This is a genomic window from Litorivivens sp., assembly GCF_041625495.1.
Classification (GTDB): domain Bacteria; phylum Pseudomonadota; class Gammaproteobacteria; order Pseudomonadales; family Spongiibacteraceae; genus Litorivivens.
Genome location: NZ_JBFJTH010000033.1, coordinates 1 through 22593 on the forward strand (window position 1 = coordinate 1; position 22593 = coordinate 22593).

Annotated in this window: 20 protein-coding genes and 1 pseudogene; 14 read left to right on the plus strand and 7 right to left on the minus strand. The window is 51.9% G+C overall.

The features are described 5' to 3' along the window. Positions 1 to 983, minus strand: a 983-nt coding sequence (locus tag ABYP39_RS05860) for an AraC family transcriptional regulator ligand-binding domain-containing protein (RefSeq protein ID WP_372781549.1), incomplete at its 3' end; no start/stop codon positions are given. Positions 984 to 1296: 313 nt separating this feature from the next. Here ABYP39_RS05860 and ABYP39_RS05865 point away from each other — a divergent pair. The 3 genes from ABYP39_RS05865 to ABYP39_RS05875 all read left to right on the plus strand — a co-directional run bounded on the left by ABYP39_RS05865 (position 1297) and on the right by ABYP39_RS05875 (position 4199). Then, a complete protein-coding gene (locus ABYP39_RS05865; protein ID WP_372781551.1) occupies positions 1297 to 2076 on the plus strand; it encodes an SDR family NAD(P)-dependent oxidoreductase in 780 nt (259 codons plus the stop codon). 101 nt (positions 2077 to 2177) lie between these two features. Beyond that, positions 2178 to 3419: an acetyl-CoA C-acetyltransferase gene (locus ABYP39_RS05870; RefSeq protein ID WP_372781553.1), complete on the plus strand. Its 1242-nt coding sequence runs from the start codon at positions 2178 to 2180 to the stop codon at positions 3417 to 3419. 492 nt (positions 3420 to 3911) lie between these two features. Then, entirely contained in the window at positions 3912 to 4199 is a 288-nt protein-coding gene (locus ABYP39_RS05875) for a helix-turn-helix domain-containing protein (protein WP_372781555.1), read from the plus strand. Between the two features lie 15 nt (positions 4200 to 4214). Here the strand turns inward: ABYP39_RS05875 and ABYP39_RS05880 are convergent. The 3 genes and pseudogenes from ABYP39_RS05880 to ABYP39_RS05890 all read right to left on the minus strand — a co-directional run. Then, positions 4215 to 4394: pseudogene (locus ABYP39_RS05880) on the minus strand (tyrosine-type recombinase/integrase); the annotation flags it as partial. A gap of 34 nt (positions 4395 to 4428) precedes the next feature. Then, positions 4429 to 4803 carry a GreA/GreB family elongation factor gene (locus ABYP39_RS05885; RefSeq protein ID WP_372760458.1) on the minus strand — a complete coding sequence of 125 codons (375 nt, stop codon included), beginning with the start codon at positions 4801 to 4803 and terminating at the stop codon, positions 4429 to 4431. A gap of 391 nt (positions 4804 to 5194) precedes the next feature. Then, entirely contained in the window at positions 5195 to 5656 is a 462-nt protein-coding gene (locus tag ABYP39_RS05890; protein ID WP_372781557.1) for an Lrp/AsnC family transcriptional regulator, read from the minus strand. Positions 5657 to 5825: 169 nt separating this feature from the next. Between ABYP39_RS05890 and hppD the strand changes: the two genes are divergently transcribed. The 6 genes from hppD to maiA are packed head-to-tail and all read left to right on the plus strand — an operon-like array spanning position 5826 to position 12693. Further along, entirely contained in the window at positions 5826 to 6908 is a 1083-nt protein-coding gene (gene hppD, locus ABYP39_RS05895) for a 4-hydroxyphenylpyruvate dioxygenase (protein WP_372764036.1), read from the plus strand. Positions 6909 to 6929: 21 nt separating this feature from the next. Continuing rightward, positions 6930 to 8063 (plus strand): homogentisate 1,2-dioxygenase, encoded by a 1134-nt coding sequence (locus ABYP39_RS05900; protein WP_372759621.1) that lies wholly within the window; start codon positions 6930 to 6932, stop codon positions 8061 to 8063. Positions 8064 to 8074: 11 nt separating this feature from the next. Further along, entirely contained in the window at positions 8075 to 9079 is a 1005-nt protein-coding gene (locus ABYP39_RS05905) for a fumarylacetoacetate hydrolase family protein (protein ID WP_372781559.1), read from the plus strand. 1 nt (position 9080) lies between these two features. Then, a complete protein-coding gene (locus ABYP39_RS05910; protein WP_372781561.1) occupies positions 9081 to 10277 on the plus strand; it encodes an aromatic amino acid transaminase in 1197 nt (398 codons plus the stop codon). Between the two features lie 16 nt (positions 10278 to 10293). Further along, on the plus strand, positions 10294 to 12045 hold the full coding sequence (locus ABYP39_RS05915; protein WP_372781563.1) for an aromatic amino acid hydroxylase: 1752 nt from the start codon (positions 10294 to 10296) through the stop codon (positions 12043 to 12045). A gap of 18 nt (positions 12046 to 12063) precedes the next feature. Further along, positions 12064 to 12693, plus strand: coding sequence for a maleylacetoacetate isomerase (maiA, locus tag ABYP39_RS05920; protein WP_372781575.1), 630 nt, complete (start codon positions 12064 to 12066; stop codon positions 12691 to 12693). A gap of 28 nt (positions 12694 to 12721) precedes the next feature. On the opposite strand, the gene ABYP39_RS05925 is transcribed toward maiA, so the two are convergent. After that, positions 12722 to 15004, minus strand: a complete 2283-nt coding sequence (locus ABYP39_RS05925) for a TonB-dependent receptor (RefSeq protein WP_372781565.1) — start codon at positions 15002 to 15004, stop codon at positions 12722 to 12724. 307 nt (positions 15005 to 15311) lie between these two features. On the opposite strand from ABYP39_RS05925, the gene ABYP39_RS05930 reads away from it, so the two are divergent. The 4 genes from ABYP39_RS05930 (at position 15312) to ABYP39_RS05945 (ending at position 19402) form a co-directional block, all read left to right on the plus strand. Next, on the plus strand, positions 15312 to 15887 hold the full coding sequence (locus tag ABYP39_RS05930; protein WP_372749573.1) for a hypothetical protein: 576 nt from the start codon (positions 15312 to 15314) through the stop codon (positions 15885 to 15887). Then, a complete protein-coding gene (locus ABYP39_RS05935) occupies positions 15884 to 16345 on the plus strand; it encodes a (2Fe-2S)-binding protein (protein ID WP_372749572.1) in 462 nt (153 codons plus the stop codon). The genes ABYP39_RS05930 and ABYP39_RS05935 overlap by 4 nt, the downstream gene beginning before the upstream one ends. Further along, a complete protein-coding gene (locus tag ABYP39_RS05940; RefSeq protein WP_372781567.1) occupies positions 16342 to 18567 on the plus strand; it encodes a molybdopterin cofactor-binding domain-containing protein in 2226 nt (741 codons plus the stop codon). The genes ABYP39_RS05935 and ABYP39_RS05940 overlap by 4 nt, the downstream gene beginning before the upstream one ends. A gap of 211 nt (positions 18568 to 18778) precedes the next feature. Beyond that, on the plus strand, positions 18779 to 19402 hold the full coding sequence (locus tag ABYP39_RS05945) for an MSMEG_1061 family FMN-dependent PPOX-type flavoprotein (RefSeq protein WP_372781569.1): 624 nt from the start codon (positions 18779 to 18781) through the stop codon (positions 19400 to 19402). An 86-nt stretch (positions 19403 to 19488) separates the two neighbouring features. Here the strand turns inward: ABYP39_RS05945 and ABYP39_RS05950 are convergent, their stop codons facing one another. Continuing rightward, positions 19489 to 20406 (minus strand): bile acid:sodium symporter family protein, encoded by a 918-nt coding sequence (locus ABYP39_RS05950; protein ID WP_372781571.1) that lies wholly within the window; start codon positions 20404 to 20406, stop codon positions 19489 to 19491. Between the two features lie 15 nt (positions 20407 to 20421). Then, positions 20422 to 20976: a gamma carbonic anhydrase family protein gene (locus ABYP39_RS05955; protein WP_372748466.1), complete on the minus strand. Its 555-nt coding sequence runs from the start codon at positions 20974 to 20976 to the stop codon at positions 20422 to 20424. A gap of 101 nt (positions 20977 to 21077) precedes the next feature. Between ABYP39_RS05955 and ABYP39_RS05960 the strand changes: the two genes are divergently transcribed. Beyond that, complete coding sequence (locus tag ABYP39_RS05960; protein WP_372748465.1) at positions 21078 to 22433, plus strand: MATE family efflux transporter; 1356 nt, start codon at positions 21078 to 21080, stop codon at positions 22431 to 22433. Positions 22434 to 22593: the final 160 nt, after the last annotated feature.

Sequence of the window (22593 nt, forward strand, 5' to 3'; positions counted from 1 at the left end):
ATTTGCTGTTTGAAGGCTGATGAAAAGGAGCTGTGCTCGGAATACCCAAGTAGAAAGGCAATATCAGTGATGCTGAGTCTTTCATCGCCAAGGTATTGGATGGCGAGTTCGTTTCTCAGATTTTGCAGTACCTGAGCGAACTGCGTGCCACATTCGGCGAGACGTCGCTGCAAGGTGCGACGAGAGATACCTTGGGCTTTGGCGGTTTTGTCAAGCGTTACGCCGCCGGCGGGCAGCAGTCGAATGAGGGTACCGCGCAGATCTTGCAGTATCTGCTCCCGGCTATCAGGCGTAAACAAGTGCTGAGTGGTTTGCCCAATACTGCGTCCCCAATCAGCATCAAGTTGGATGAGGGGATAATCCAGGCTTTCTCGCTCAAAGTGCAGGCAGCTGACCGGCTGATCAAATTTCAGGTTGGGGCCGAGCAGGCGCTGTATAAGTGTGGAATCTGCCGGTTCTGGATAGGTGAAGTGGGCCTCCAGTGGAAGGATAGGCTTTACACACAGAGAGTTCACGATTTGGGCGGAGACCGACAGCATTTCATCGGACTGGTAGCGCCAGCCGGCATGGGGTTGCCAGAGCGGGATCCAGTCAAGGCAGATAGCTTGTCCGTTTCGTCGAATTTTTACTTCACCGAGATCACCGGCAAAGCGAAGTACACTGGGCATCAGGTTTAGATAGTCCCGGAACGTAGCACAAACCTGGGTGGTGTATAACTGAAGGTTCAGGCGGTTGATGTACTGAATACGTCCGGCGTGCAGGCCAATATCTTCCGTCGTTTGGCTTGCTGCAGCCTGATAGAAATTGTACAGCGCCGCCACACTGTGCCTTGCTTCGGGCTCAGCCAGCTGCTTAAGACGCAATCCTGCTTCTTCGAGCAGGTCGTCGACCGGAGCTCCAAGCGCCCGGGCAGCCTGCACTACGCCGTTGATGCTGGTGCTGTTGACGGTCCATTGAGCGTTTGGCGTTAGGGTGGCATTCATTGCTTTGTTGAGTTCGACTATGCTTTTGCAATCTTACATAGCCTACCATGAAACGGGTCATTTCCCCGTCTGCGGCACGTTCAGTAACAGCAGTATCGAAAACGTCATCACCTGTACTTGAAGTTGCATGGCGGTTACGGCTATAAGATGCTGTGCAATCCAGTGTATGTGCACGCTGACACCGGCAGACACATAATTTATCAGCGCTAATGACATTATAAAGCTGTGAATTGGCAGCCCTAGACTGCCGCGAATACGATGTTGGTTCAATATACCCAATTAAAAGCAAAATACGACAGAAGGGAGAATGATTATGCCTAGAGTAAATCTTCAGGGAAGCTCAGCCATAGTGACGGGTGGAGCTTCGGGAATTGGCGAGGCCACAGCGCGGCAGCTCGCAGAGGCGGGATCTAAGGTGGTGATCGCCGACTTGAATGAAGAGCGCGGTAGCCAGGTTGCCAAAGAGATTGGTGGTGTCTTCGTGAAGTGTGATGTCACCAAAACCGAAGATGCTGATGCGGCCGTGGCAGCGGCATGTGAGCTGGGCCCGTTGCGGGCCTGTGTGAACTCGGCGGGGCTGGGTTTACCTGCGCGCACGATTGACCGCAACAATGACCCAATGGATCTTGATGGGTTCAGCTTTGTAATACAGGTTAACCTGATAGGCACCTTTAATGTATTAAGCAGAGCGGCAGCAGCGATGGCCAAAACTGAGCCGATGGATGAGGATGGCAGTCGCGGAGCCATTGTTAATATGGCCTCTGTTGCTGCTTTTGATGGGCAGATCGGACAGGCGGCCTATTCAGCTTCAAAAGGTGGCATCGTAGGTATGACCTTGCCGATCGCGCGCGATCTAAGCTCTGTGGGGATTCGCGTGAATACCGTAGCTCCGGGTCTAATTAACACGCCTATCTACGGTGAAGGTGAGGCGGCTGAAGCTTTTAAAGCCAACTTGGGTAAGTCGGTATTATTTCCGAAACGCCTTGGTTACGGTGAAGAGCTGGCGTTTACGGTGATGGAATGCATCACGAACCCCTATATGAATGCGGAAGTGATTCGGATGGATGGTGGTATCCGTATGCCACCAAAGTAACGGGCTATTAGCTATTAATTGCCGCTGCTATCGCCTGCGGGGTTAGCAACTCCGTTAGGTGTAGCAAAAAAGCATCCATTTTTTTCAGAGAGGACTAATTGATGAGCGAAGCATGGATTATCGATGCATGTCGCACTCCACGTGGGATTGGCAAAAAGGGCAAGGGCGCGTTGAGCCATATTCATCCTCAGCGGCTTGCCTCCACGGTGTTAAAAGCGATTGCCGAGCGCAACAGTATAAATACTGCCGAGATAGATGACGTTATTTGGGCCACAAGCATGCAACGCGGCCTTCAAGGCGGCGATCTCGGTCGCATGGCAGCGCTGGATGCAGGCTATGACGTTAAGGCCAGCGGAATCACGATGGACCGCTTTTGCGGTTCGGGCATTAGTTCCGTGAACTTTGCTGCAGCTTCCTTGATGTCTGGCATGGAAGATTGTGTGATCGCCGGCGGTACCGAAATGATGTCTCGATTTGGCGACCCGGAAAATGGCACAGCGTCTTACACCATGGATAACGGCAATATGCACTTGCGTGCGTTGCACCCGCAAACGCACCAAGGTATCTGTGCAGATGCTATCGCGAGCCTTGAGGGAATTTCGCGCAGTGATTTGGATGCATTGGCACTAGAAAGTCAAAAACGCGCCGATAATGCTATTAAGAAAGGCTACTTTGATAGGGCGCTCGTGCCGGTATATAACGACGACGGGTCATTGGCGCTGGATCACGAAGAATTTCCTCGCCCGCAAACGACATTGGAAGGCCTTGCAGAACTCAAGCCATCTTTCGCGCCGATGATGGATTACGCGTTCGATGAAACAGGCGCCACTTTCCGTTCGCTTGTGCTCCAAAAGTACCCTGATCTCGATATCGTTAATGTGCATCATGCGGGTAATTCTTCCGGTGTTGTCGATGGTGCGGCGGCGCTCTTATTGAGCTCACCAAGCTACGCGAAGAAACAGGGGTGGAAACCGCGTGCGAAAATAATCGCCATGGCGAATATGGGAGACTGCCCGACCCTGATGCTCAATGCTCCTGTGCCGGCGGCTAAAAAGGTATTGGCAAAAGCCGGCCTTAAGCTGGAAGACATTGACCTTTTCGAAATTAACGAAGCGTTTGCTGTAGTTGCCGAAAAATTCATTCGTGATTTGAATCTCGATCGGGACAAAGTCAATGTTAATGGCGGTGCTATGGCGCTGGGACATCCCATTGGCGCAACGGGCTCTATCCTGATTGGCACCATGGTTGACGAGTTGGAGCGACGTGGTCTGAAGCGTGGGTTAGTAACCATGTGCGCAGGTGGCGGGCAGGCTCCGGCGATCATTGTTGAGCGGGTCGAATAGTTCAGCAATTCTACTCCCTCAATTTTCATATACAAAGCGGACCGTCGGTTTTCTGCAGGAGTGGCGGCTTCAGTCGGTAAGCAGACTTAAATTTGGGAAGCTAAATGTCCGCTTATCCGGCTTAACCAGGAGCTCCCGAAGGTTTTCCCTCTGCTTGCCGATTATACGGCATTGCCGTATAATCGGGCATGATATTTATTGAAACCAGCAACTTCACCAGGCTCCTCCCGAGTTACCTGTCGGACGAGGAGTATCGGGCTTTGCAGGCATTTCTGCTGCAGAGGCCCGGAGCGGGGGATATCGTTCGCGGCTCCGGTGGGGTCAGGAAAGTTCGCTGGGCGCCTGAGGGACAAGGCAAGAGTGGTGGCGTTCGAGTCATTTACTATTGGAAGCGACCCGATCACGAAATATGGATGCTGACGATATATTCAAAATCGGAGCAGTCCACGATACCCGGGCACGTCCTGAAGCAAATAGCGGAGGCAATCGATAGTGAGTAAACGAGATATCGGTGCAGAAATTCTGGATGGTATTAAAGAAATTCAGAAGTACAAAAAAGGTGAGCTTGAGTTAAAAACGACAGAGTTGTCAGAGCCTTCACCGCCGCAAGTCATTCGGAAGAAACTCAAGCTATCGCAGTCGGCCTTTGCCGGGTTGCTCGGTGTCAGTATGCGAACGGTGCAAGATTGGGAGCAGGGGCGTCGTGAGCCTCAAGGCCCTGCCGTGGCATTGTTGCGCATTGCAGAGCAACATCCGGAGGTCTTCACTCAGCTCCATTGAGCTGATATAGCACATCTAGCCGAAGATTCCGGAGTGTTCAATTTCGGTATTCTCGGCTAGCTGTAGCGCGTCATCCAGCTCAACACCCAGATACCTTACTGTGCTATCCAGGTTGGAGTGGCCTAATAATAGCTGAACAGCACGTATATTTTTCGTTTACCTGGCGATTTGCGTCGCGTTTGTTCTGCGAAGTGACTGCTTTAATTGCCGATAGCTCCAGAAACTGAGGTTATCCATCATTGCGAATCTTCGAGTCGCGTTTAATGCCTACAATTTCTAGTTGGGCAGAGCGACCATTTAGCAGAGGCCAATTAATGACGGCACCGAGAGGTTCGCCAATGAGAGCTGTGCCGACCGGTGACAGGATAGAGATGCGCATTTTGGGCACACTGGACTCCCATGGCAAAACGATGGTTACCGTACGCTCAGCGTTGGTTTTTAAATCGCGGAATATCACCTTGTCATACAAAGCGACTACGGTTTCAGGCAGCGAGACGTCCGGGCAGATGTCTGCTTTGGCCAGTTCAGCGTCCAGATCATATGTCGCGGTTGACCGACTACGTTCCACTAGTTTGGAAAGTTTTTGGTAATCAGATTCGGACACAATTAGTCCCTTATTCATTTCGATTGGCATGCGAAACCCTCACGCGACGCAGTTGCGTCGGACGAATGCGTAAAAACCCCGCGCTAACCTTGCGCGAAGCGTTCAATGGTTGATTTGGTTTGTGGCGGTTAAGCTAAAGCGACTTAACCGCCCACAGTGAGGAAGGCACTGACAGGACAAGAAACCTGTGTGCTCGCAGCATTGGAAGTGAACATGCAGAAAATATTTTTCATAGGCTAAGACTACCCCGCTTTCAGGGAAAAGCAAGGGTGAAAAAATGTTTCTTTTGATATCAATACGGCGAGTATTAAAACTCGCGTGGCCCACCGGAGCTGATTCTAATGTCTGACCGCCACCACTGTAGGGATCATCAGAATATGGCCTGTTTTTCCTAATCCGTCGGCAATACCCGGTTGTTCTTGATTTCTAACAAGGAAAAACTCGATTCAACATTTTTCACACCCGGATATTTTAGAATCCTTCGCATGGTGAGCTCTGAGAAATGATCGATATTGCGAGCAACCACCTTCATTAGGTAATCGTGTGAGCCACTTGTGGCAAAGCATTCCACAATGTGATCTTCGGCTTCGACACAGGCAATGAATTTCTCTGTGTCAGAGTCGGTTTGTTTCTCCATGGTTACCTGCACAAATGCTGTCACTTCGAGACCGAGCTTGCGTTGGTCGACGATGGCGGCATATCCGCTGATCAGTCCATTCGCTTCAAGCTGTTTGACACGCCGAAAGCAAGGCGAGTCCGAAAGGCCCACTTGTTGGGCAAGGTCGGCATTGGAGATCCGGCCATTGCGCTGGAGAATGCGTAGGATGTCTTTTTCTTTTCTACCCAGGCTCATGGGTTAATACCTCCTAACCAATAGTCATAATGGGTTAAATTCACCTAAATAGTCCCAGATTTGGGCATAGAAAGAAATATCTCTCCAGTTTGCAGGGCATAAGATGGCTGTAATTGATTGGCCACGTACTGGCCACCACCAGACGCACTGTGAGATCCGGAGAAAAGCAATGGCAGATCTGTTTGAAAACCCGCTGGGTACCGATGGTTTTGAGTTTGTGGAATACGCTGCACCAGATCCCGAGCTGCTGCGGTCTTTGTTTAGCAAGATGGGATTCCCGGCGACACACCATCATCGGTCTAAAAACATTACGCTGCACCGGCAGGGGGATATCAACTTTATTATCAATGCGGAGCCCGAGTCATTCGCACAGCAATTTGCCGCCAAACATGGACCCTGCGCCTGTGCCATGGCTTTTCGCGTACGCAACGCTGCCGAAGCATTGAAGAAGGCTGTCGCTGCGGGAGCGACCCCGGTTGAGGAAAAAGTCGGTCCAATGGAGCTGAATATCCCAGCTATAGAAGGTATTGGCGGCAGCCGCCTGTACCTGGTGGATCGTTATGGGGATCACTCAATTTATGATGTCGACTTTTTGCCGCTGCCGAATGTCAAAGCCGAGCGATCTGCAGGTCTGCTGCACATTGATCATCTAACGCACAATGTTCGCCAGGGGAATATGGAAAAGTGGGCTGGCTTTTACGAGAAGGTCTTCAATTTCCGTGAGATCCGATTCTTCGACATTGAAGGTAAAGTAACAGGCTTGGTCAGCAAAGCAATGACTAGCCCTTGCGGTAAAATCCGGATACCAATTAATGAATCCTCTGACGATCAGTCCCAGATAGAAGAATACCTGCGTGAATACAATGGCGAGGGCATCCAGCATATAGCGCTGGATACCGATGACATTTACGCAACTGTCGACCAGTTGCGCGCTAACGGGATCAGCTTTCAAGATACGCCAGATACTTACTACGAACAGCTGTCGACCCGTCTGCCGGATCACCCAGAAGACGAAGAGGAACTGCGCAAGCGTAAAGTTCTGCTCGATGGTGGTGAGGCCCAAGGCGGAGGATACTTGATGCAAATATTCACGAACAACGTGATCGGGCCGATCTTTTTTGAAATCATCCAACGCAAAGGCAACGATGGTTTTGGTGAAGGTAACTTCCAGGCGTTATTTGAGTCGATTGAGCTTGATCAGATTCGCCGGGGAGTGATTTCTGCGCCAGACGCCGATAGTGCTGCGTCGTAAGTCATTGGTGGGAGGTGGGGAATGAAGCAGTGGATACCGTTTTCTCTCGGTCAGGGTACCTATTCACGGCAAGCGCATTGCGACTTGCCGGAGGGCACGTTTGAGCGAGAGGTAGGAAAGGAAGGATTCTTCGGCCCGGCGACACACTTTTACCACCGTCACCCGCCCACATCGTGGACGCATATAGAAGGCTCTATACGTCCACGTGCTTTTGATACTAATCAGCTAGAGACAGGTGGTTCGCCCTGGACTGCGCCGGTATTGCTGAAAAACCACCATTGCCAGATACGTATCTGGCAGTGTGATAGTCCAATGAAGCAGCTAGCCCGAAATGCCGATGGCGACGATTTGCTGTTCGTGCATGCGGGTGAGGGTCGATTGTTCTGTGATTATGGACATCTGTCATATCGCGATGGCGACTACATTTTGTTGCCGCGCGGTACACTGTGGCGATTAGAACCGAGCGCCGCGACTCGATTGTTGATGATTGAAGCAACTAATAGCAGTTATCGGCTACCTGACAAGGGAATGCTGGGGCCTAATGCCATTTTTGATCCGGCGGTACTGGATACCCCAGTCATTGATGATCGGTTTCTCGAGCAGCAACACGATAATGAAACCTTGGTTGAAGTGAAGCGGTTGGATGCGATATCCCGTATTACATTCCCTTTCAATCCGTTAGACGCCATTGGCTGGAAAGGGAATTTGTCAGTAGTAAAAGTTAACTGGCGTGACATCCGTCCGGTGATGAGCCATCGCTATCATGTGCCCCCATCGGCGCATACAACCTTTTTGAGTGATCGCTTTGTCGTTTGCACCTTTTGCCCGCGGCCCATTGAAAGTGACCCCGGTGCACTGAAAGTGCCCTTTTTCCACAGTAACGATGATTTTGAAGAATTTATCTTCTATCACCGAGGCGAATTCTTTAGCCGTGACAATATTCACCCAGGTATGACGAGCTATCACCCTTACGGTTTTACTCATGGGCCTCACCCCGGCGCGTTTCGCAAAGGTGCAAAGCACGTCAATAAAGAAACTGATGAGGTTGCTGTGATGGTGGATACACGCGATGCGCTTACTGTCACTGAGTCTGCGCAGCAGTGCGAATGGACCGGTTATGCGCAATCGTGGCAAACCTCGTCTACTGCCAAATAACGGAGTAACAGATGAAACTAGCTTCTTTAAAGCATGGTCGCGACGGCCAACTGGTTGTTGTTTCGAAAGACCTAAAGCACTGTATTGCCGTGCCCGATATAGCTCAAACCATGCAGTCGGCTATAGATAATTGGTCGGAAGCAGAGTCGCGGTTGCAAACAGTTTACGAGCAGTTGAATGCAGACCAACTTGATGCCAGCGAATTTGAAATTGGAAACTGTGATTCGCCATTACCTCGGGCGTATCAGTGGGCCGATGGTTCAGCCTACGTAAACCATGTGGAGCTGGTGCGTAAGGCAAGGGGCGCAGAAATGCCGGAGTCTTTCTGGACAGATCCGCTCATGTATCAAGGCGGGTCCGACGACTTTCTCGCACCTACCGATCCTATTGTCATGGCCTCTGAAGACTGGGGCATCGATTTTGAGGCCGAAATAGCCGTTGTTACCGATGATGTACCTTGCGGCGTGGCGCCGGCAGATGCTGCGGCGCATATTAAATTGCTGATGCTGGTGAATGACGTATCACTTCGAAATCTGATACCCGGAGAGCTTGCCAAGGGCTTTGGCTTTTTCCACGCGAAACCTTCCAGTGCCTTTTCGCCGATAGCTGTTACACCCGACGAGCTGGGTGAGCAATGGCGTGATGGTAAGGTACTTTTACCTTTGCTCAGCTATCTTAATGGAGAACCATTTGGCAAACCCAATGCAGGGGTTGATATGACCTTTAGCTTTCCTGAGTTGGTAGCCCATGCGGCAAAAACACGTAACTTGTGTGCCGGCACCATCATTGGCTCGGGCACAGTCTCAAACAAGCTAGATGGCGGGCCGGGTAAGCCAGTGAATGCAGGTGGCGCAGGTTACTCCTGTATTGCTGAAGTGCGAATGGTAGAAACACTCGCCGAGGGTCAACCTAAAACCGCTTTTATGAAATTCGGTGATCGCATCAAGATAGAAATGCACGATCCTGAGGGAAATACGATTTTTGGCGCCATCGAACAATCGGTAGAGAGAAGCTGAGATGCCAGTATTTTCCACTCTGGCGGAACTTCGTGGTGACCCAATATTGGGTCTTTCTGCGCAATTTCGCGAAGATTCGCGCGGCGAAAAAATTGATCTTGGCGTTGGGGTATACCGCTCTGAGGGTGGCGAAACACCGATTATGGAAGCAGTGCGGGAAGCGACTGCTTTGCTAACCGAGCAGGAAGCGACTAAAGCCTATCTTCCGCCCAGTGGAACGCCGCATTTTCAGTCGGCAGTGGCCCGGCTGGTGCTAGGCAGCGAAAATAGTGTATTGGCATCTGGACGAGTCACTACTCTACAGAGTGTCGGTGGCAGTGGCGCGCTTCATGTTGGCGCAAGGCTGATCGCAACCAGCGCGCCAGATGCTGTGGTTTGGATCGGTAATCCTACGTGGGCCAACCATGCTCACCTATTGGGCAGTGCGGGTGTGCGGCTCAAGGAATATCCATACTACGATTCTACGACACATTCCCTAGATTTTGATGGTCTCTGCAAAGCGCTTGCAACGGCCTCCGCCGGCGATGTGGTTCTGCTCCATGGTTGTTGTCACAACCCGTCCGGGGCAGATCTTTCATTGTCTCAATGGCATACACTGACCGAGCTCGTGTCGAATCGAAAGTTGGTTCCTTTTATCGATATTGCCTACCTCGGATTAGGGATGGGTATTGATGAAGATGCTGCCGGATTACGGCATATGGCGGAAAACGTTCCAGAAATGCTGATCGCGGTGTCGTTTTCCAAGAATTTTGGTCTCTATCGCGAGCGCGCCGGTGCCCTCATAGCGGTGACAGAAAAACCATCGACAGCAAAAGTTGTTGCCTCTCACTTGGGGAGTATAGCACGAGGTGTATATTCCATGCCTCCGGCCCATGGTTGTGCGCTGGTTGAGACCATTCTTCACAGCAACGAGCTCACCAGCCTTTGGCAAAGAGAGCTGGGCGATATGCGTGAACGCATTAATGGGTTACGCAGCTCCCTGGCTGCGTCATTGGGTACTGCGACAAACAAACGCGACTTTACCTATCTGGAAGACAGGTTAGGTATGTTTTGTTACTTAGGCTTACCGGTTGATGCGGTAACTCGATTGCGTAAAGAGCATGCCATCTATATGGTCGATTCCAGCCGAATCAACGTCGCAGGAATAAACCAACACAATCTACCTCGGCTTGTTGAAGCGTTGGTAGCTGTCTTGTAGTGCGGAGGTATCGCAAATGACATATCAGAATCTGATTGATAACTTGCCATCCCACCTTCGCCTCTTTGTCAAAGAACAGGATTACGCACAGTATTCACCGAAAGATCATACGGCCTGGCGATTTCTCATGCGGATGTTGACCCGGCAGTTATCGCAGTCGGCGCACCCAGTGTATCTCGAAGGTATGGAAAAGACGGGTATCACGTTAGATCGTATCCCTACGATCGAAGGGATGAACGAAAAGCTTTCGCAGCTTGGTTGGGCAGCTGTCGTGGTCGACGGATTTATTCCCCCTGCCATTTTCATGGAGTTCCAGGCGCGACGAATTTTGCCCATCGCGCAAGATATGCGCTCAGCCGAGCATCTGTTGTATACGCCAGCCCCTGATATCGTGCACGAAGCAGCAGGTCATGCTCCATTTATAGTCGATGATGACTACGCTGAGTATCTGCAGTCATTTGGCGAGATAGGGATGAAAGCGTTGGCAACCAAGGCAGATTACGAGGTCTATGAAGCCATCCGACACCTTTCTATAGTCAAGGAGTCACCTTCAGCGACGAGCGCAGATATTAAAGATGCAGAGCAACGGCTAGAGAAAAGCTTGGCCGAAAAGGGTGAACCTTCCGAAGCAGCCTTGCTATCCCGATTGCATTGGTGGACGGTTGAATATGGTTTGGTGGGCAAGCCTGAGCAATATCATTTGTTTGGAGCCGGATTGTTGTCGTCACTCGGTGAAAGCGCTAGCTGCCTCGATGATCAGCGCGTGCGCAAAGTGCCTTTAACGGTAGACTGTATCAACACGGACTACGATATTACCTCGCAGCAACCTCAGTTATTCGTCACCTCAAGTTGTCGCCATCTCTCTCAAGTGCTGGATCAGTTCAGTCAGGGAATGGCCTTTCGCCAGGGTGGTTCGGCCGCCTTGCGCAAAGCAATTGCCTCAGAATCGGTGGCCACAGCTGAGTATTCATCAGGCCTGCAGGTTAGCGGTAGAGTGCATAATATCCTTACCGATGCAATGGATAACCCTATCTATCTGTCTACTCAAGGGCCCACTCAGCTTTCACATCGGGGAAGCGAGATTGAAGGGCAGGGTCTTGAAGAGCATCCGGAGGGGTTTGGTTCACCGATAGGAAAAGTGCAGAACCTTACGCACTGCCTGTCAGATTATACGGTGGACGAACTGGCCGAAAAGGGCATAAAGCGTGGCAGGGCTGTTCGCCTAAACTTTGTATCTGGAATTACAGTTTCTGGTGTTCTGGAGCATATTGAGCGCCGCAACCATAGGAATGTTCTGTTTAGCTTTTCACATTGCACGGTGAACAACGCTCAGGGTGAGGTACTGTTTGAGCCGTCTTGGGGGCGCTACGATATGGCTATCGGGGAGCGGATCGCGTCTGTGTCTGGCGGTGCGGCTGATCGTGAGCGTTATCCGTTGTATTCCAAGCCATCAACCGAAAGCACACCAAACGGTACTCAGAAAGATGAGGACGTCGCGTTAATGACTATTTATGATCAGTTGAACATATGGTCGGATAGCCCCGCTGATGATGACTTATCGAGGCTTTACGGTCAGCTAAAGGCTTTTCCTAAGGAGTGGCTTGCACGCTGTGAGTTACTTTGTCTGCTCGGTAGTCAGCATCATCTGACGGCTGCATTGGTGGCTGAGCTAGAGCCTTTTAAGTCAGACGATGGCCAGCCGGGAGTGATTGTTAGCCGGGTGCTTGATGAGTTTGGTAACGGCCAGATAAGTAAAAAAGTTTCGTAGAGGAGGTCACTGATGTCGATGGTGTTATATGGATACTGGCGTTCGTCGGCAGCATACCGGGTTCGGATTGCGTTAAACTTAAAAGGACTAAACTACCAGACAAAACATGTCTCTCTGATCGATGGAGATCAGCGCAGTGTAGAATTCCTTGAGATTAACGCGCAGGGTTTAGTGCCTGTCTTGTTTGATGGAAATGCACACATTAGTCAGTCGCTCGCCATCCTGGAATACCTTGAGGACATGTATACTGAGGTACCACTTCTACCGGCTGATCCGTGTAACCGAGCAACGGTTCGACAGATCGCCCTGTTGATCGCCTGTGACATTCATCCGTTGTGCAACTTGCGTGTACTTAATTATCTAAAAGAGACGCTGGGGGCAGATGAAGACGCTAAACTTCAATGGTATAGACACTGGGTTAGGGAAGGGCTTACCGCCTTGGAAAAACGTGTTTCAGAGACTCACGGTAAATTCTGTGTGGGTGATATGCCTACGTTTGCTGACGCTTGCCTGATTCCTCAGCTATATAACGCAGAACGATTTGACGTGCCGGATGAGAACTGGCCTACCTTGCGCGAAATTGCCCGGCACTGTAACCAACATCCGGCGTTTGCTGATGCCCATCCGGATTCTAACCGTGAAGCGTAGAATCCCTATTTGTTTTTAAAACCTTCCGTTAATAACGCCAGCGGCCTTCAAGATAAATGGTTTTGGTGGGTTCTATCGTTGCACGATAGCCGCCGGCATCGAGCGCGGAAGGTGAACCAATACCAATTGTTGTTTCATCTGTGAGGTTCTTACCGACGAGAGCAACACTCCAGGTCTCTTCTTCCGAGCTAAGCCCGATGCGGGCGTTAATTTTGTTTACTGCGTCCTGGATACCCCGTGGGTCCAGATCGCCCGAGGTGAAATGCTCACCCTTGTAGCTCACATCAACACCGAGTTCTAAAACCAGCGCGTTAAACAGCGGTTGCGTATATGTGCCGGACAGGCTGGCAGTCCACTCCGGGGTGTGTTGGTTCTCTCTGCCGGTAAGGTCGCAGGTGCCTGCGTCGGGGTCTTCATTTGGTGCGCCTTCGTAGCAAGGGCCGTCTACGTAGTCGAGCCACTCAAAGTCGAGGTAAGCGAGTGAGCCGCTAAGCATGAATTTCTCGGTTAGCAACCAGCGTCCATCTAGCTCTATACCCTGGGTCAACGCGCTACCGGCATTGGTTACGGTGAAGCCGGCAACGCCGTCAAACACACTTACCTGCATGTCTTCATATTCCACACGATAAATCGCCACATTTAGTTCGGCAGCGCCATCTGCCAGACGCATTTTGGATCCTATCTCCACAGCATCGGCCATCTCGTCTTCAAACTCGAAGTTGGTCCCACCGCCATTGGGGCCCATGCCGTCGTTGTTATTGCGGGCGTCGTAGCTCCCCGATTTGGCGCCACGGGTAAAGCCTGCATAGAGCATGATGTCGTCAGTCGCGTCCCACTGGATATTAACTGAAGGCAGCGTAACGGCTACGTCTCGCTCGCTGCTCAGTGTGTGTTTGTTAATAAGTAGGGCATTAAGGATTGCAGCAGTCGCTGGGTCGGCATCGTTTTTAGTACCAGATTGGTAAACATTAAAATCCCGGAAGCCGGTTTTTTCTTCAACTACGTGACGAACACCGAGAGTTGTACGTAGCGTTGGTAGCCAATTGAGTGTCACCTGCGCAAAGGCTGACCATGCATCACTGTCTATGCTGAAATCTCGCTCAAGGTCGGCTTTAACGTTTTCCAGTGTATTGATGGGGCAAAGCCCAGAATCCTGCAGCGCGCCGTTTCTGACATTCAGAGGCGCCGATTCATCAAACTGCAATTTGTTGGTTTGATAAAATGCGCCCACGATGTAGTCAGCGAAATTGCCCGTGGCTGAAGCAAAACGGATTTCCTGGCTGAATTGGTCGTAATCTTCTGCGCCAAGTAGTGGGACGGTATCAAAGCTGCTTGAATCAGCATCAAAAAGATCTACCGATTCGAACCCAGACCAACCGCTGGTAAGGCTAAGCGTGCCGGGTTCGAAATTCATATCGACATTGAGTGTGTAGTTGTAGGTGTCGATCTCGGCGTATTCTTCGGCATCTGTATTCTTTACCCGGTTTAGCACAATATCTTCGCCGCTACAGCCTGTCAGGGCGCTGGCATGGGTGAACTCAAAAGTGCGGCCGTTTTGCTCGCGTTCAGATTTTTCGAGTTTCAGGTAAGCGTCCATCCAATCCAGCGGATGGTAGCCAAAGGTCAGCCTAAGCGCTTTTTCATCTACTTCGGGTTCAAGACGTTTAACACCCTCATTGTAGAGATAGCCATCTTCTTGACGCATGCGGCCGGCAATGCGTACGCCAAAATTGTCGGTAATGGGCGTCGAAACCATGGCGGAAAATTCTTTAATGTCATTGTCGCGCCCGCTTGGTACCCCCGTCAGACCGCTAACCATGGCTTCCAGCTCTTCGCCGGGTTTGGCCGAGACAATGCTCAATGCACCAGCAATGGCGTTTTTGCCAAACAAAATGGATTGTGGCCCGCGCAGCACCTCCACCCTCTCTATATCCAAAAAAGCCGCTCGGGTCTGGTGAGGGCGGCCGAGATGAATGCCATCGGCAAAGATACCCACCGACAATTCAAAGCCCTGGTTAGAGCCCGAACCTACACCACGCATATAAACATTGGGTATGAGTCCACCGGGAACCAGTTTGAAATTTGGGGTGTATTCCGACAGGTCGGCCAAATTGCTGATGCCCGCTTTGGTTATCTTGTCGCCGGTTACTGCGGTGACAGACACGGGGACATCGCTAAGTGATTCCGCGCGCTTCTGGGCTGTGACTACAATTTCTTCGAGGACCGGTTTTGCCTGCACAGAAGATGCAAGAACCAAAGGGGAAAGCGAAAGTGCAAGCGAGCGACGCAGCCAGCGGGATTGCGCAGTCATAGTGATACACCTTGAATTGTTATTATTGGTAATTGCCCTAACGTGGGCGTTTAGGAGTTTTTTACTCTTATTTACGATGGTTGTCCACGCTTTAACCGCTAGCACTAGAGTGTTTGGCCTTCTGGCCAATCTTTAAGAAAGACGCAAAATCCGTACTGCTATCAACGTGATATCCGTATTTAGAGGGCGCTTAGGGGCAGCGGAAAACTTGCCTTGGCGCAGTTTGAGGGCGCCCGCGCAGCCCAGTTGTGAAACACACTGGTTTATTATTATAATCGGTGGTCTTGTAGACAGAGCCGTACTGCCCATGTCCCGATTCAAGCTCAGTATTCTTAGCGTCAGCGTAGTTGCGCTGATAGCCGTTGGCGCGGTGTTGTGGAACTTTCTTATGCCCTCAGCGGGGCCGACGGTGACACTTCCCGGTATCAGCTATTCCGTCGCCGAATCCAGTGTGGGCGTGCTGCTGGACTCATCAGATACACGTGATGTGTTGGAAACCCATATTCCAGGCATTGCTGATATTCGTCAGTTGTCGGTTGCGCGCCCGCTAACACTGCCGGATATCCAGCCTTATTATCCTGAGATGATTACCGATGAACGTTTGGCTGCGCTGGATCTAGCGCTAGGTGACATTGAGGGCTCAAGCGTGGTGGTCTACACCACAAGTTCTACGCTAGTGGGGGTGTTGCTTGATGATCCAGAAGCCATTGCCATCGTTGATAAGTATCTGCCGGGATTTTCCACCAACCCTGATATTGACCAAGGTCGCGGCTTTACCCTCTCCTTTATGCAAAAATTTGATCGCAAAACGATTACTGATGAAAAGCTGGCCAGTATGGACGCCGAGTTTGAGGCGCTGGCTAAACAGAGGGCCGGGTTATGAGCTCAATAAAATTTAAGGTTAACGGCGAGTCGCAGTCTGTTGATATAGATCCGAGTACACCACTGCTGTGGACACTGCGGGACCACCTCAAAAAAACAGGGACCAAATTCGGTTGCGGCGTAGGGCAGTGCGGAGCCTGCACAGTTCATTTCAATGGTGTTGCTACTCGATCCTGCCTGATACCGGTTCAGTCGGTAGAGGGTGCTGAAATTACGACGATAGAGGGGCTGTCGGAGTCTGGGGATCATGTTTTGCAAAAGCTTTGGGTGGAACTGAACGTCCCCCAGTGTGGCTACTGCCAGGCCGGGGTGTTGATGGCGGCCGCAGACTTGCTCAAGCGCAAGCCGAATCCAACAGACGAGGATATTGATAGCCACATTTCTAATATTTGCCGATGTGGAACCTATCCACGAATTCGGGCGGCGATTCATCGCGCGGCGAAGGAGATTCAGGCATGAACCAGGTTGTCTTGTCTCGTCGTAAATTTCTGATCTCTTCCGCCACCGTTGCAGGTGGTTTGTCGTTGCAATTGATACCCTCCGAGCTGGCCGCCGCACCCGCAGGAAAAGCGGCTCGCGAACTCTCGCCGTGGTTGACGATTCATGCGGATGACACCGTAGTAGTCACCGTACCCACTCCTGAGATTGGAAACGGCGCATCTACGCAACAAGCGATGAACATTGCAGAAGAACTGGAATGCGCTTGGGACATGGTGAGGGTCGAATTTGCGTCCTTTACGCGGGAATACAAACAACCGGGCAGTTATGCAGTTGGCCTCCAACCTTTTTTTGGCGGCCACAGCACCGACCATGACAGAATGCCCTACACCCTTCAGCTTGGAGCCAGCGCGAGAGAGAGACTGAAACTTGCGGCCGCCAAACGTTGGGGCGTACCCCCCAGCGACATTGAGGCGCGCAACAGCGTGCTTACGCACACTGTTACTGGGCGAACCTTGCGCTTTGGTGACGTAGCGGCGGAGGCCGCCTCCGTAGAGCTGACGCAAGAGCCAGCTCTTAAAGCGCAAAGTGAGTGGCGTTTGCTGGGCAAAAAACAGCCGCATAAGTTACAAGTGCCGGCGGGTGTAGATGGCAGTGCAATTTTTGGTGTAGATGTGACACTGCCTGGAATGGTGTATGCGGCCTTGCTGCAGGCACCGGTGCATGGCGGTTTGCTGAAAAGCCATGATGCTGACGCCGTAATGAACATGCCGGGTGTGCGTGCGGTCGTCGTGATCGATCCGTCTAAAACTCCCGGTTCGCCGGTGCAAGCCGATGCCACCTTTGGCCTGGAAGGCTCGGAATTACGCAGCGGTGTCGCGGTTATTGCTGACCACTATTGGCAGGCAAAGAAAGCACTGGATGCTTTGCCGGTGGAGTGGGAGCTCGGGCTCGGGCAGTTTTGGGAATCGAATGAAAAGATTCGTGATCGCCAGCATCAGGTATTAGATAAGTGGGCCGGAACGCCGCTGACTAAAGCGGGCGACGTTGAGAAATTTGAGGCGGCTAAAACCGTCGAGGCGACCTATAGCATTCCATTTTGTGAGCACGCCACGATGGAACCGCTTAATGGCACGGCAAAGTACACGGCAGACTCGCTGGAACTATGGCATCCAACCCAGGATATGCAGCAGGCCTTTTGGGTGGCGGCAGATGAAAGCGGGGTGCATCCAGACAAAATCGATATCCACCAGACCTTGGTAGGCGGCGGATTTGGTCGACGCGTTATCGGCGATGATGTGCGTACGGTGGTCGCCATTGCCAAACAGTACCCGGGCGTGCCGGTAAAAGTTATCTGGTCGCGCGAAGAAACTACGCGCCAAGGCACTTACCGAACATCCTTAGCTGCGCGTTTTAAAGCCGGTTTGGATGAGAACGGCACATTGCAGGCATTGCAGGGCGAAACCTGCTTCAGCGGCATGGCATTGAATATTGGCTACACCGACATGCCATACGCAGCTGCAGGCAACATACCCAATGTACGGCTGGCCACCAGTAGTCTGCCTATGCATATCATGACAGGAGCATATCGCGCACCTTGCTACAATGCTCATGCATTCACCGTTGAAACCTTTATCGATGAGTGCGCAGTCGCTGGCGGTATCGATCCACTGGACTATCGATTGAATTTGCTTTCCGGCTGGGATCCTGCGTGGGCAAACTGCTTGAAAGTGGCAGCCGAAAAAGCAGATTGGGGTAGGCCATTACCGAAGGGGCAAGGGCGTGGCATAGCGATAAGTAATTGGCCGCACTCCGGTAAGCCGCAGGCTGGCGCCACTGTTTGTGCGGTCGCCCACGTCGAAGTAAGCCAGTCCGGCGAGCTGAAGATTCACCGTATTGATTTCACATTTGACTGCGGTCGCATCGTTAACCGAGATGCCGTCCTTGCACAACTTGAGGGTGGTATTATCTTTGGGTTGAATATGAGCCTCAACGAAGGCCTGACGATTGAAAACGGGGCGGTCATTGAAGGTAACTTTGACAGTTACCCCATGCTCAAGATGTCAGATATTCCTGATATTCGAGTTCACTTTGAGGCTCTCTCTGGTCACGACCGTTTTGCGATTATTGGTGAGGCGCCAGTGGGCCCAATAGGCCCAGCGATTGGCAATGCCATATACCAGGCCATCGGTAAGCGGGTGCGCACCACGCCGTTTAGAACCCACGATTTGCGTTGGAGCTGATCGCTGTACGTTGTCGACGATATCAGCACGTTCTGTCGGTATTAAAAACGCATTGCTGATAATCTTCTGGTAGTTTTCAGAATTGGTGATTCAGGCTGCGTCCGGCCTCCTATTCGGGGATGCGTTTCAAAACGTGAATGGCGTTTAACCGTGCCGGCCAACGTCGTCTGAGTGTGTAGGGCTCGTCTCGAGTCACATCGGTGGAATCGATATGCAGCGTATTGAATCAGAAAGAGCATTAAGAGAGTTACTTGGCCAGCCGCACGATCTCGTCAAGCAAAAAATTTCTGAAGCGTTAACTGAGGAAGCGCTGGATTTTATTGGTAAAAGCCCCTTGCTGTTTCTAGCTACTACCGGGATAGGCGGAAACGTGACCGTATCGCCGAAGGGTGATGCTGACGGATTTGTCCGTGTTGTCGACAATCGTACGCTGATCATTCCAGAGCGACCAGGAAACAAGTTGCTTCATGGCCTTATTAATATCCTTGAGACCGGTAGTATTGGTTTGTTATTCATTGTGCCAGGGACCGAGGAAACACTTCGTGTCAACGGCAAAGCGAGGCTGTACCAGGACGAAGATCTTTGCAAGGAGATGGCCGCGAATGGGAAGTCGGCGTTGCTGCTCATTCAGGTTGAGGTAACAGAGTGTTTTTTTCATTGTGCCAAAGCGTTTAAACGCAGCAAAGCTTGGCAATCTGAGAGCTGGCGCGATCCACTGAAAATAAATTTTGGCAAGCAGATCGCAAGAAACGCAGCGCATGGCAGAGTCGGGCGAGCGGCCATTACAATGGCTGTAGACGCCGCAGTAAAAGCAGACTATAAAAAGAACTTGTAACTGCCGCTTACTGCCTGCTTTCTATCTCGTGCTTAGCATAGGCCGGCTATGTCTCGGGGAATTGTGCAAGTCCAATCAGACGAGCATTATCCGTCGCCTTCAGCTAACGCATCGCCTGATTTTTTGTGCACGCGGCTGGCGATAATCAATACCAGCGCCGGCATCAACATCCACCCGCCGTACACCAGTACAGTGAACAAGGCCATACTGCCCAGTGTGCTGGTAGCCGCGTTGGCTGCGGGAAACAGCGAGGCAATAATCAGCACCGCGAGGTTCACATTGCGCACCGTTAGCTCCATATCAATGGCCACGATATCGGGCCGCGGTGCGCGCATCAGCCAGGGCACAACCAAGCCTGCAGCAAGCAGGGATATGGTAAAGCCGGTGACGACCAGAACATTCCCCAATCCAAAGGCTGCCCAGTCGAGCCTGCCGGAAGTCGACGCACCCAGGATGATGACTATGATCAGCGCCAAGCTTGCTCGTATCGACCATTTTGCAATCTGAGCTGACAGCGTTGGTAGCAGCCTGAGTGTCAGCATGCCCAGCGCCAGTGGTCCTAGAATTGAAAAGAATATTTCAGCGGCGATCCGCGCTGCCGGTAGTCGAAAATCGGCAGGTACATAGTCGGTGATCAGCAGCTTCAGGATAATGGGCACGGTGACCAGACAGGCGACAGTTGTCACTGCAGTTATGGCGATCGACAACGCGATATTGCCCCTGGCAAAGTGGGTGTAGATGTTTGACGTTGTGCCACCGGGTATCGCTGCGAGTATGGCGATACCGACCGCAACGCCAGGCTGCAAATTGAATATTGCCAAAAACAGCACGGCGATGAGCGGAACCATCAATAACTGCAGGCTGATGCCCGTCGCGAAAGCGCGAGGGGTTCTGGCAACGTTGATGAAGTCGACGACGCGCAGGGTGGCACCCATACCGAACATGGCCAGCAACAGTTGAGTGAAGGCGATCCAGTATTCGTATTTGAGGTAGAGTTCAGTCATTGCGAGGTCAGGTGCCTATTGTTCTAGTTCGGTGGCAGAAAAGGCTTTCGCAATATCCTCATCGCTTAGGCGATAGATTCCCTTCTGATAGTTGCGTGCATTGCGAATATAGAAGGCGGCGTTGATCCGGTTGGCTTCGCTGTTGTCTTTGCTGCCCACCTGTTTGGCGGGAACGCCAGCAATAATCGCATTGTCTGGAAACTCGCTGCCTTCGGTGAGGATAGCTTGTCCGGCGACAATACAGTTGTTGCCAATTTTTACGCCGTCCATAACGGTGGCGTTTATCCCAATCAAGCAGTTATCGCCGATCTCGCAGCCATGCAGGGTAACATGGTGCGTTATAGAACAGTATTTACCGACACGCGTCGGTGTAAGCGTGCCGACATGGATCATCACAAAATCCTGAATGTTGGTACCTTCACCAATATGTATATCGTGCACTTCTGCCCGCATAACGGCGTTTGGCCAGACTGAAACATCCTTTTCCAACGTGATTTTGCCGAATAAGCGTGCGCTGTCATCAATGTAGGCAGGTTGATTAAGCACGATGTCGGGGCCGAATTGGGGCATGAAATTATCCTTTCTGGGTACAAAACACTCGATTGTGGCACAAGTCTCGCGTGCCAACGTCGCTATCGGTATCATCCACGTCTTTTGATCATAAGCAACCCATGGCGCATACCTCCCGCACTGAACTGAAATCGCTGTTGTCGCTGGCGCTGCCCATTCTTGGGGGGCAGCTGGCGCAAACCGCGAATGGCTTTGTCGACACAGTGATGGCAGGGCGGGTCAGTGCGAATGATCTGGCGGCTGTGGCGGTGGGTGCCAGCGTTTGGGTGCCGCTTTACCTGTTTATGACCGGGGTTTTGATGAGTGCCACACCCATTCTGTCTCGGCATATGGGTGGCAGTCAGCACGAGCGTATCAATCCGTTGGCGCAGCAGTCTCTTTGGTTGTCTTTGGTGCTGGGACTACTGGGCGCGCTAGTGCTGCGCAGCATGGCGCCAGTATTGCAGTTGATGGATGTGGATATGGCGATCCGTCCGCTGGTGGCCGCCTATCTCGATGCGCTCAGCTGGGGAATGCCTGGTGCGGCATTGTGGCTCGCCTTGCGCGGCTATACCGAGGCCATGTCTCACACACGGCCGGTTTTCTGGATCAGTGTGATTGGCCTGCTGATCAATATTCCGTGCAACTATGTTCTGATCTACGGAAAGTTGGGCTTTCCCGCGATGGGCGGTGTTGGCTGTGGCTGGGCAACAACCTTGGTGCTGTGGCTGATGGCGTTGATGATGGGCACTTATATTGCTTTGAATTCAGTGTACGAAGGGGTGCGGATGCGGCTCAGCGAGCGCCACTGGGAGCCAGAGAATCTGCTGTATATGTTGCGGCTGGGTTTGCCAGTAGGGCTGTCCATCTTTTTCGAAGTGAGCATCTTTTCGGTGATTGCGCTGTTTATCAGTCAGCTCGGTGCAGAAACCGTAGCCGGTCATCAGATAGCGCTGAATTTTACGGCGCTGATATTTATGGTGCCCCTGAGCTTTTCTTTGGCGACAACGGTACGGGTTGGCAGCGCCCGGGGGCGCGGTGACGCAGACGGGTTGAAGCTTGCGGTGCGTACGTCGCTACAGGTGAGCATACTGATTGGTGTGGTAGCCTCGGTTGCGTTGTTGGTGGGCCGACACTGGATTCCGGTTATCTATACCGACAACGATGCGGTGCGCAATCTGGCCGCCTACCTGCTTATTTTTGCGGCCTTGTATCAGGTGTCTGATGCTTTGCAGGTGTGGGCCAGCGGTTGCTTGCGGGGTTTTGAAGATACGGCTTGGCCCATGCTGTTTACCTTGCTCTCCTATTGGGGTTTGGGGCTGCCGGTCGGCTATGTGCTGGGTATGACGGATATTCTGGTCCCGGCCATGGGGCCGAGTGGTTTCTGGATTGGGCTGGTGGCAGGTCTGAGTTGTGCGGCAGTTTTGCTGGGCGCTCGGCTTGGCTGGCGCCTGAAAGCCGCTTCTGCCGTAGCTTAAATTGCCGCGCGCGAGCCACCGCAGTATCTACCCAGTCCTCGAATCCATACCAAAACCAACTCTCTCAATTGAAATAGAGGTGCTTTTTCAGCGTTTTCAAGGCGCTTGACAGCAACTGGTTGACTGGTAGGATAAGTGACCACTCTGCGCTTCGTGATGC